Origin of the sequence: Lutibacter sp. (assembly GCF_041555395.1) — a bacterium.
In the GTDB taxonomy this organism is placed as follows: Bacteria; Bacteroidota; Bacteroidia; order Flavobacteriales; family Flavobacteriaceae; genus Lutibacter.
Map to the genome: position 1 here is coordinate 39,710 of NZ_JBFFKM010000016.1, position 9,822 is coordinate 49,531.

At 32.9% G+C, this 9,822-nt stretch carries 10 protein-coding genes; 5 read left to right on the forward strand and 5 right to left on the reverse strand.

Annotated elements, in window-relative coordinates; translation table 11 throughout:
* The first annotated feature begins 343 nt into the window (after positions 1-343).
* Both ABY285_RS05480 and ABY285_RS05485 read left to right on the forward strand, forming a co-directional pair.
* Complete coding sequence (locus ABY285_RS05480; protein ID WP_372767846.1) at positions 344-856, forward strand: thioredoxin family protein; 513 nt, start codon at positions 344-346, stop codon at positions 854-856.
* Between the two features lie 303 nt (positions 857-1,159).
* A complete protein-coding gene (locus ABY285_RS05485; protein ID WP_372767848.1) occupies positions 1,160-1,399 on the forward strand; it encodes a hypothetical protein in 240 nt (79 codons plus the stop codon).
* A 100-nt stretch (positions 1,400-1,499) separates the two neighbouring features.
* Here ABY285_RS05485 and ABY285_RS05490 read toward each other — a convergent pair whose 3' ends face one another.
* Positions 1,500-2,600: an alkene reductase gene (locus ABY285_RS05490; RefSeq protein ID WP_372767850.1), complete on the reverse strand. Its 1,101-nt coding sequence runs from the start codon at positions 2,598-2,600 to the stop codon at positions 1,500-1,502.
* 221 nt (positions 2,601-2,821) lie between these two features.
* Between ABY285_RS05490 and ABY285_RS05495 the strand changes: the two genes are divergently transcribed.
* The gene (locus tag ABY285_RS05495) at positions 2,822-3,892 is read left to right on the forward strand and encodes a DUF3667 domain-containing protein (RefSeq protein WP_372767852.1); all 1,071 of its coding nucleotides are present in this window, start codon (positions 2,822-2,824) and stop codon (positions 3,890-3,892) included.
* A 298-nt stretch (positions 3,893-4,190) separates the two neighbouring features.
* Positions 4,191-5,279: an AI-2E family transporter gene (locus ABY285_RS05500; protein WP_372767854.1), complete on the forward strand. Its 1,089-nt coding sequence runs from the start codon at positions 4,191-4,193 to the stop codon at positions 5,277-5,279.
* Between the two features lie 95 nt (positions 5,280-5,374).
* Here the strand turns inward: ABY285_RS05500 and ABY285_RS05505 are convergent, their stop codons facing one another.
* From ABY285_RS05505 to ABY285_RS05515, 3 genes are all read right to left on the reverse strand, one after another.
* Positions 5,375-6,925: an SDR family oxidoreductase gene (locus tag ABY285_RS05505; RefSeq protein WP_372767864.1), complete on the reverse strand. Its 1,551-nt coding sequence runs from the start codon at positions 6,923-6,925 to the stop codon at positions 5,375-5,377.
* Positions 6,926-7,056: 131 nt separating this feature from the next.
* On the reverse strand, positions 7,057-7,437 hold the full coding sequence (locus ABY285_RS05510; protein WP_372767856.1) for a glyoxalase: 381 nt from the start codon (positions 7,435-7,437) through the stop codon (positions 7,057-7,059).
* A gap of 42 nt (positions 7,438-7,479) precedes the next feature.
* Positions 7,480-8,412: an EamA family transporter gene (locus tag ABY285_RS05515; protein ID WP_372767858.1), complete on the reverse strand. Its 933-nt coding sequence runs from the start codon at positions 8,410-8,412 to the stop codon at positions 7,480-7,482.
* A 282-nt stretch (positions 8,413-8,694) separates the two neighbouring features.
* Here ABY285_RS05515 and ABY285_RS05520 point away from each other — a divergent pair, with 282 nt between their 5' ends.
* Positions 8,695-9,600, forward strand: coding sequence for a DUF6268 family outer membrane beta-barrel protein (locus tag ABY285_RS05520; protein ID WP_372767860.1), 906 nt, complete (start codon positions 8,695-8,697; stop codon positions 9,598-9,600).
* Positions 9,601-9,657: 57 nt separating this feature from the next.
* On the opposite strand, the gene ABY285_RS05525 is transcribed toward ABY285_RS05520, so the two are convergent.
* The gene (locus tag ABY285_RS05525) at positions 9,658-9,813 is read right to left on the reverse strand and encodes a hypothetical protein (protein WP_372767866.1); all 156 of its coding nucleotides are present in this window, start codon (positions 9,811-9,813) and stop codon (positions 9,658-9,660) included.
* Between the last annotated feature and the right edge of the window lie 9 nt (positions 9,814-9,822).

A 9,822-nucleotide genomic window follows, 5' to 3' on the forward strand; every position in this document is an offset into this window, starting at 1 on the left:
ATCAGTATAATAAGTATCCATTAACATTGCATAAGTAACGCATCAGTTTATGTTTAAATTTAAAGAAACACTAAAAAATTAACAGTTACTTTAAATAATTAAAGTCGCTAATAAAATGAAAATTATAAATAGATATTAGCGGTTAAATGGCTATGAAATATTATTTTTTTAACCTATACCAATGTATATAGCCGAAAAAACTAAAATTAACACCACAAAAATTAATGAGAAAGCAAAAAAGTTCAGATTTGTTTGACGACATACAGGATATTAAAATATTCTGTTATAAGTAAATTTTTTGAGTGAAAAATTTATCCTATTTTTGGCTCTAAAATTTTATCAAATGAAAAAAATAATCTTGCTTATTTTAATCACACTATTGATGATTGACTTAAATGCTCAGACAACAGAAGTTAAATTATACAATCCTGAAGCAGATGCTAAAATGGATATTCAAAACATTGTAACAAAAGCAAATGCTGAAGGAAAACATGTGCTGTTGCAAATTGGTGGAAACTGGTGTAAATGGTGTGTTGCATTTGATAAAAAGGTAACTGGAAATGACACTTTAAAAAGTATTTTAACAAATAAATACATCACCTATCATCTTAATTATTCTAAAGAAAACTGGAACGAAGAACTGTTGGCCGGTCTTGGCTATCCTCAACGCTTCGGTTTTCCGGTATTTGTAGTATTAGATGCTAAGGGAAATAGATTGCATACCCAAAGTAGCGTTTATTTAGAAGAAGGTAAAGGGTATTCAACCAAAGAAGTTCTGGAATTTTTTAATAATTGGACCGCTACTTCTATAGACCCAAAAAGTTATCCTACTAAAAACAGAAGTAAGTTAAATTAATAATTGCTGACAAATCAGCATTGCGGTTATAATTGATTAGGAACCCTTTAAAATAGTGCCAATTGGCGCTATTTTAAAGGGTTCCTAGCATCTTAATTATTTCTAAATCTCAGTATAAAAGGAAGCATCATGTGTGAATTATGCAAATTTTATTAAAAATTATGTAATGTAAACTGTTGGTTTTGAGTGCATATTTGTATTGAATAATTATTGTTTTCAATAATATTATTTGTAACTTTAAATAATTTAGATAATAGCTGCAGCTATTATTCTTCAAAAAAATAAAAATAAAAAACATATATCATGGAAAAAGGAAATATTGAAATCAAAGAAGAAATTTTAAGAAAAATAGAAGACATTAAAAATTCCACAGAAAGTTTGGTGGTAAAAATTGGTCACCTACAGGTAGATTTATTTAATTACCCTGATAAGGAACTTGAAAAATTTCTGGATTCTTTAAACAAAGCTTTTTCAGAGAAACACCTTCTGATTGCCGAAATTTTTAATAAACATGAAGAAGAAGTTAATAAATTAAAATTGTAATTCGCCTTTAATAATCATACTTAACTATCGCTAAAAGCAATTTAATAAACATAAAAATAGCGCCATAAAGGCGCTATTTTACTTGATTTAGTTTTATTAATTATAATTTACTTGGTTCATAATCCAAATACCCTTTTATACCGGGCGTATAAAACGTTTCCTGGTCCCAATCGGTTAATGCCAGATTATTTTCAAAGCGTTCCACCAAATCCGGATTTGAAATAAAAAGCTTTCCAAACGCCACCAAATCAGCCTCTCCACGTTCAATAACAGCATTTCCTGTTTCTTGAGTAAATCCGCCGTTAATCATTAGTGTTCCATGATATAATGGTCTAAAATGTTTTGCGATTTCTTTTTCGGCAAAAGGTACCTCAGAAACATCTGTAAAAGGCTCAGATAAATGAACATAGGCCAACTGATAATCATTTAGTTTTTTAATGATATAATCAAAGGTTGGAATGGTTTCTTCGTCAACCATAATTCCGTGCAAATTGTGCATCGAAGGATTGAATCTCACCCCTATTTTATTTTCTGGGATTTCTTTTTTAACCGCCTCCAACACTTCAAAAAAGAATCTTGTCTTATTTTCAATGCTTCCGCCATAAGCGTCGGTTCGTTGATTTGAACAATTATTAAAGAACTGATGGAACAAATAACCATTAGATGAATGAATCTCCACCCCATCAAAGCCAGCTTCAACAGCATTTTTTGCAGCTTTTCTAAAATCGTTGATGGTTGTTTGAATATCTTCCAATGTCATCACTTTTGGGGTAACCGTGTCCTTAAATCCTTGTGGTGTAAAAGATTTGCTGTTCGGATTGATAGCCGATGGTGCCAAAGGCAATTCTCCATGGTGAAAATCAGGGTGAGAAATTCTTCCCACATGCCACAATTGTATAAAGATCTTCCCTCCTTTCGCATGAACGCGTTCGGTGACTTTTTTCCAGCTTTCCACTTGTGCTTTTGAATAAATTCCGGGTGTATTTATATAACCGACAGCCATTTCAGAAATCTGGGCGCCTTCTGTAATAATTAACCCTGCAGATGCCCGTTGTTCATAATAAGCAGCCTGCAGCGCTTCTGTAGGTTTAAATTCCGGGTTATCGGCCCTGCTCCTGGTCATTGGAGCCATTACAACCCTGTTTTTTAAGTCTAATCCATTTTTATTGTATGGTTGCAATAATGCTTGTTTGTTTTTCATGAAATTTAAATATTATATATAGATTTAACTCGTTAAAATAGCTAAGCCTAAGGAAAAAATTATTTAACCCAAATATATTATTTTTGTTCACTAGAAACAACAATATACCATTAACATTTCTTTTAAATATTAATGGTTCAAGAACTTATTGAAATATTTTAAATGAACTGAAAGATATTGGCTTAATTTTTAGTATTTTTATTTCCTCAACTTAAATTGCCATGGAAAACAATAAAACAATATGCAAAAACTGTGAACAAGAATTTCAGGAATCATTTCAGTTTTGCCCATATTGTGGCCAAAAGGCAAAAGACGACCTTACCATGGGTGTTTTATTTTATAACACAATAAGCAATTATTTTTCAGTTGATGCCCGATTTTTAAAGAGCTTCTTTCCGCTATTGTTTCTTCCAGGTTATTTGGCAAAAAAGTTTGTTGAGGGGAAACGTTTGTTATACCTGCATCCTGCCCAATACTATTTATTTACTTCCGTAGTTTTCTTCTTTTTGTTTTCTTTTCAAGCCCGTGAATACACCCAACAAGTCGATAATGTTTTGAAGAAAGGTTTTGAAAATGAGCAAATTTTAAAGTTCGACTCTATTCCTGAAAACACCTTGGATTCTGTTTCCGTAACAAACCTTACCAAGCCTTTAATCGACCAGAAGATCATAACAGGTATGGATGATGAGGAATTAAAAGAATTGGATTCCATGATAAAAGCCAGTACAACCCCTGATAACATTGTTCATGGAAAATTCGGTTTCAATAATAAAAAATTAGACTCCTTAATTGCCATCGGTGCACCTGAGGCAGATTTATTAAAGGCTATGGGAATGGATGATGACGCCGGTTTCTTAGAACGACGGTTTTACGCTCAAATACTTAAATTTCAAAAAAATAGCGGTGGGGGAATTATGCAAGCCCTTTTTGACAGTATTCCTATTGCCTTGTTTTTTTTACTTCCAATATTTGCGTTTATTTTAAAAATATTCTATTGGAAAAGAGGAAACTTTCCTCATCATCTGGTATTTAGCTTTTATTACTTCTCCTATTTATTTACGGTCATGGGCATTGTTATGCTTGTTAATTTATTTTGGAAAATACCTGACTGGATAAATGGTGTTGTTACAGCTTTATCTTACATCTATCTCTTAATAGCTGTAAAGCAATTTTATAGACAAGGTTATTTTATTAGTTTTATTAAAACAGGAATGGTCACTTTTATTTATTTAATTTTTGTTTTGCCAATTGCATTAGTGATCATGCTAACGGCATCATTTTTATTTTATTAAAGTATATTCTTCATTTTAAGGGTTTTTTATAGGTGATTATTTGCAATTGCTTCTTACAAGTTATAATAGCTTTTAATTTACGCGTCCTATTTGTTGTTTTTTGAAGGAGTTTGTGAGTGGAAAATATAATTGAAAACTGCCCATTATTATTTAAAAAATCACTAAATTAGAGTGGTTAATTTTAAAACAAAAAATCGCTAAGCATTGATTTAGAACATTTTATAATTTTATGCTAACCTTTTTAAAAAAGATTAAACTCGTTGAACACGGTACAGAACCTTTTAAAATTCGAATACTCATGGTGCAAATTATAAAAACACTGGTTCCTCTTCCTCCAAACAGAAAATATTCTGTACTTGAAATTCTTCAATTTACAGTATTGCTTTCCGTTGTGCTTTATTTTGGAAAAACGCTGTTTATTCCGCTGAGTTTTGCAATGCTTATCAGTTTTATTCTTTATCCGATTTGTAAGTGGTTTGAAAAAAAGAAAATCAATAAAACAGTTAGTATTTTTTTATCAATCTCTATAGTTTTCTTATTACTTGGAGCAATTACCTTCTTGCTACTCTATCAAATTGGAGGATTTTTACATGAATGGCCCACCTTCAAGGTTAAATTTTCAGAGTCCTTAATGCAATTGTTTGCTTTTCTAAAAGAAAAATATGGCATCAATACAGATAGTTTATCAGATTTACCAAAAAATTTGATGAGCAGTTCCAGAACACAAATTTTAGGAATTTTGGCAAATATGCTCTATTCAATGTCTATTTCAACTTTTTTTATCATTGTAATTCCTGTTTTTTCGGCCCTCATCCTTTATTACCGCGAAATGCTCGTAAATGTGCTGTACATGCTTTTTCCATCCAGTAAAAACGAAACCATTCGCGAAATTCTTGCTGAAACAATTCATGCCTATTACAATTTTATCAAGGGGATGTTACTGGTTTATTTGATTGTGGGTATTTTAAATAGTGTTGGTTTGGCTATTATAGGCATTCCACATCCATTTTTGTTCGGCTTTATTGCTTCAATATTAACATTTATTCCCTATGCCGGAATTATCATCTCCTCGCTGATACCGATTACAATTTCGTGGATAACCTTCGACTCTCTTTGGTATCCATTGGGAGTCGTGCTGGTTTTTACCATTGTTCAAATACTAGAAGCTAATATTATATTTCCTTTTGCTGTGGGAAACAGATTAAAAATCAATACGATGGCTATTATTGTTGTGATAGTTGCCGGTGGTATTTTATGGGGAGCTGCTGGCATGATTTTATTCATACCGTTTATAAGTATTGTGAAATTAATTGCAGACCGTACGGAAAGTTTAAAAATGCTATCCTTATTATTAGGTAGTGACAGCGGCCCTAAAAAAAGTGATTGACTTTTTATGAAAAAAAGTTTAATTGTGTAACTGTTTATTTGTTTAAAAACAGAAAGTTTGCTCTTATTAACTGACCTAATAATTTTTTTAAGCTTTTACCAACTTATCGGTTTGTAATCTTTTAAAAATTTTCCGCACCAATGTTTCCCTGTATTGATACCGTCAAATAACGGATCCATAACACGTGCCGCACCATCAACAATATCAAGCGGTGGCTGAAAATCATGCAGTTCCTTTTTCATTTTTGCCAGTTCAGCAGGATCTTCATCGGTAACCCAGCCGGTATCTACGGCATTCATAAAAATACCGTCTTTTGCTAAAGTTCCTGAGGAAGTATGTGTTAACATATTTAATGCAGCCTTGGCCATATTGGTATGAGGGTGACGATCTTCTTTGAAAGACGGGTAAAATTTTCCTTCCATAGCAGAAACATTGATGATATGCTTTTGTCCGGAATTGTCCTTTTTCATCACTTCAGAAAGGCGGTTGCACAACACAAAGGGCGCCACAGAATTCACCAGCTGTACCTCAATCATTTCAGTGGTTTCAATCTCGCCAAGTTTTAAACGCCAGCTGTTCGTTTTTCTTAAATCAACCTGTTGCAAATCTGCATCCAGTTTTCCTGTTGGAAATACTTCAGTGGTAACCAATTCTTTATCAAAACTATACGGAATTTGAGATAACCTTGCAGAGGCCCTTAACCCAATTCCCGGTTCGGGTCCATGCCAGGTAACCGGCATATTTTGATTGGATGAAGCTCCCGCAGTTAATGTATTTAACTCTTGCAAACAGCTCCAATGGTCAAATAATAAATCTCTTGTGTTTTTTGGTAAGGATGCTATTGGAGTTTCTTCGTTTTTCATCAAATGCTGATAAAATCCGGAAGGGCGTCTCACAGTTTGTGCCGCATTGTTGATTAAAATATCAAGTCTTCCATATTTTTGCTCAATAAAATTGCAAAAAATTTCCACGCTTGGAATGTGCCTTAAATCGAGCCCATGAATTTTTAACCGTTGCCCCCATTCCTCAAAATCAGTTTCTTTTGAAAATCGCAAAGCTGAATCTACCGGAAAACGGGTGGTTGCAACAACGGTTGCACCGCCACGCAAAAGCATTAACGTAATGTGATATCCTATTTTTAAACGAGAACCTGTAATTACGGCTATTTGTCCGTCTACATTTGCCGTTTGAAAACGTTTGGCATAATTAAAATCGCCACAATCCGAACACATGCTGTCATAAAAATGATGCATTTTAATAAATGGCGTTTTACAAACATAGCAGCTTTTGTGTGACTCAAATTCCTGAGGTTCTTTATGCTCCAAATCGGCCATTGGAAGTAATAGAGGAGCAATAAACACTGAAGCTTCACGGGCATTTCTGATGCCAGTTTCTTTTCGGGCATTTTTTTCTTTGGCAGCCATCTTGCGTTTCGCCACTTTTTTACCATCCTTTTTTCTGCGTGCAAATTCATCCCTGTCGGGTCTGGAAAACATACCGGCAACTTTTATAAGTTCTGTTCTTTGTTCTTTCTCAATATCAAAAATCTGATCAGTATTTGTAACCAATTGAGACAATACGGCAATACATTTCTCAATTTCTTCAGGAGTGATTGTCTTGATATTTTCCATTTCCTTCTTTTGCATCATAAAAAAACTTGTGCTGAAATCGGCTAAACTTGTGTTGAGCGTTGCCGAAGCATTAAGGCTGCAAATATAGTTTTAAAATTTTGGCTGTGATTTATTTTTTTGTGGTAGTATAAAAGGAAAGGATATGGTTAACTTATTAAAGTGCTTAAAAGACGTTCTTTAACCATGTTTATAATTCTTTTATTTGATTCTTTAGAGAAGTTTTTATAAAGAATAAATTCTTCTAAAGTAAAATGTCCAATGATAATTCCTTTTAACTCATTTCGGAATTGATTGTCTTTTAAAAATGTCAGGTTCGTAACTTCAGCCTTTTTTATGACACTTAAATTCTTGAAATCAATTTTTTTATTGGCCAAATAATTTTCAAAATAAGCAATCAGCAATTCATGTTTCATTTTAATGATTGGCCTTAATGTTTTGTTCTGAAATTTTTCAATCTCGCTCATATTTTCAGACACTATTGCTTTTTCTATTATAGGCCTTCTATTCATGTCTTTACTATTTGTCATATACACAAAATTAATTAATAATTTTTAAGAAAATTTCTATTTCTAAGGTTTAATTCGTCTTGAAAACCGTGAAAACATAACTCTTTTTTTCCTTGTATTGATAAAATAAACGCCTATTAACAACACAGATGCTGCAATAACAGACTGTGTCGTAATTTGTTCTTCTAAAAAATACCACCCAAGAACCATGGCAATAACTGGGTTTACGTAGGTTGAAGTCGCCACTTTTTCTGGAGACACTGTTCTTAACAAATAATTAAACGCGGTGAATGCTACAATGCTTCCAAATAAAACAAGCGCAATCATAGAAAACTGAACTTTTCCGCTCCATTGTGTTGGATAGGTCCATTCATCGCCCAATAATAAACTAACAACTAAAAGTGTGATGCCTGCACTTAACATTTGGTAGCCGGTATTTACAAAAAAGTTTGGAGGAAGATCGGCTTTCACAACAAATAAACTTCCATACGCCCAACTTATGATACATACAAAAATCATGACCATTCCCAACAATGTTCCTTCCTGATTCATAAATTGTTTTTGACTCACCAAAAGAAAAATTCCAACCATTCCTAAAACAACACCAACAACCGACATTGCTTTTATTTTTTTTCCTTCTAAAATTCGCATTAACAATAACACCACCAGTGGTTGTGCAGATGATTCAAGGGCTGCAAAACTACTGTCAACATATTTAAGAGCCCATACAATGACGCCATTTCCAAATGATAAGAACAAAAAACCGGCTATGATGCTATTAATCAATTGTTTTCGGGTAACACTTAATTTACTTCCCATAAAATAGGCAATGATGAAAATTAAGATCCCTGCAGTTATAAATCGAATAGAAGCCAGCATAAAAGGAGGCAATTCAGTAACCGCAATTTTATTTAAAAGATACGTTGACCCCCAAATTACATAAATAGAAAAAAACGCTAAAAAGATGAGAAAAGTCGGACTTCTTAATTTGCCCATAACTAAATTTTATTGAATTTTTTAGATGCTTGTTAATCAAACAATATTATGAAATACAAATTGATTAATTCTAAATATATTCGCTTTAATTTTATGGTTCTGCCATGGAAAAATTTCTTAGTTTCAGGAACATCCCAATTCATTTTTAAATTGCACTACCCTGCTGTTAAAAGCCAAATCATTTTTTTGTTAAACGCCTAATTATTAAATAGCAGGAGTCAGTCACTTAAAAAATTCATCGTAATATTATTTCATGTATCTTCGGACTCATAAATTGAGATTATGAAGTACATATTAAGTTTTTTTTTAGGACTCGTTTTGATCACGGCCAATGCACAAAATTATATTGATATTGTACGTTTTTCCTACGCGAATACGCCTCTAAATAGTTTTGAAAACACTTCGGAACAAACTAAAGTTGAGGAATTTGGATTGAATTTGACATTTCCGGTAGTGCTCAATGAAAAGACAATTATATTGACCGGATTGTCTGCAGACAAAAGCCGATTGAAACTGGATCCAGATTTTCCAGATCATACTGCTCTTAATAAAGTTAGGCTACAGATAGGATTAAATCAGGTTTATTCTGAAAAATGGACTGGAACTTATGCCCTACTGCCTAGCATTTCTTCAGATTTTACAGCGATTACTAAGGAAGATTTACAGCTCGGATTATTATCATTATTCACTTACAAAAAAAATGAAAACCTAAAATATAAATTTGGGTTCTATGCCAATACCGAAAAATATGGCCCACTTTTTGTGCCGTTATTGGGCTTGTATTATTTGAGCCCGAACCATAAATTTGAATCGACTTTAATGTTGCCCGGACAAGCTGACTTTAATTATCAACTGGCTAAAAAAACAGCTTTGGGAATGAATTTCGACGGATTGACTTCTAGTTTTAATTTACATGAATCAATTTACACGCCTAGAGGACAATATGTTGTGAGAAGCTCTAACGAATTATATACGTATCTTCAATTTCAACTTGGAAAATCTTTATATGCCAAAACCAAGGTTGGTTATTCAATAAGCCGCACATATAAAGTATACAACAATGATGATAAAGTGGATTTGTCGCTGAGTTCTCTATATTTTGGTGATGACCGAACACAATTAAACACTAATTTTGAAAAAGGCGCAATTTTTAAAGTGGAGCTTTTATACAGGGTTCATTTTAAATAAAATAAGAAAATATTTAAAGTTTTAAGCGATGGCTTTAGTTTTTTTGTAAAATAAATTTTACTTCATCAATTTCAGTACACGATCAATGTTTTCTTTAGTTGCCAAACCTGTTCCTTCACTCATAGTTGTTGCCACACCGCAAGCCACACCCCATTTCAATATCTTTTCTGGTGGCAAATTATTTTGAATTCCATAAATCAATCCGGCCACCATACTGTCACC

Coding starts and splice junctions, on each gene's coding strand:
- ABY285_RS05480 (WP_372767846.1), top strand. CDS start 344: ATGAAAAAAATAATCTTGCTTATTTTAATCACACTATTGATGATTGAC.
- ABY285_RS05485 (WP_372767848.1), top strand. CDS start 1,160: ATGGAAAAAGGAAATATTGAAATCAAAGAAGAAATTTTAAGAAAAATA.
- ABY285_RS05490 (WP_372767850.1), bottom strand. CDS start 2,600: ATGAAAAACAAACAAGCATTATTGCAACCATACAATAAAAATGGATTA.
- ABY285_RS05495 (WP_372767852.1), top strand. CDS start 2,822: ATGGAAAACAATAAAACAATATGCAAAAACTGTGAACAAGAATTTCAG.
- ABY285_RS05500 (WP_372767854.1), top strand. CDS start 4,191: ATGGTGCAAATTATAAAAACACTGGTTCCTCTTCCTCCAAACAGAAAA.
- ABY285_RS05505 (WP_372767864.1), bottom strand. CDS start 6,925: ATGCAAAAGAAGGAAATGGAAAATATCAAGACAATCACTCCTGAAGAA.
- ABY285_RS05510 (WP_372767856.1), bottom strand. CDS start 7,437: ATGACAAATAGTAAAGACATGAATAGAAGGCCTATAATAGAAAAAGCA.
- ABY285_RS05515 (WP_372767858.1), bottom strand. CDS start 8,412: ATGGGCAAATTAAGAAGTCCGACTTTTCTCATCTTTTTAGCGTTTTTT.
- ABY285_RS05520 (WP_372767860.1), top strand. CDS start 8,695: ATGAAGTACATATTAAGTTTTTTTTTAGGACTCGTTTTGATCACGGCC.
- ABY285_RS05525 (WP_372767866.1), bottom strand. CDS start 9,813: ATGGTGGCCGGATTGATTTATGGAATTCAAAATAATTTGCCACCAGAA.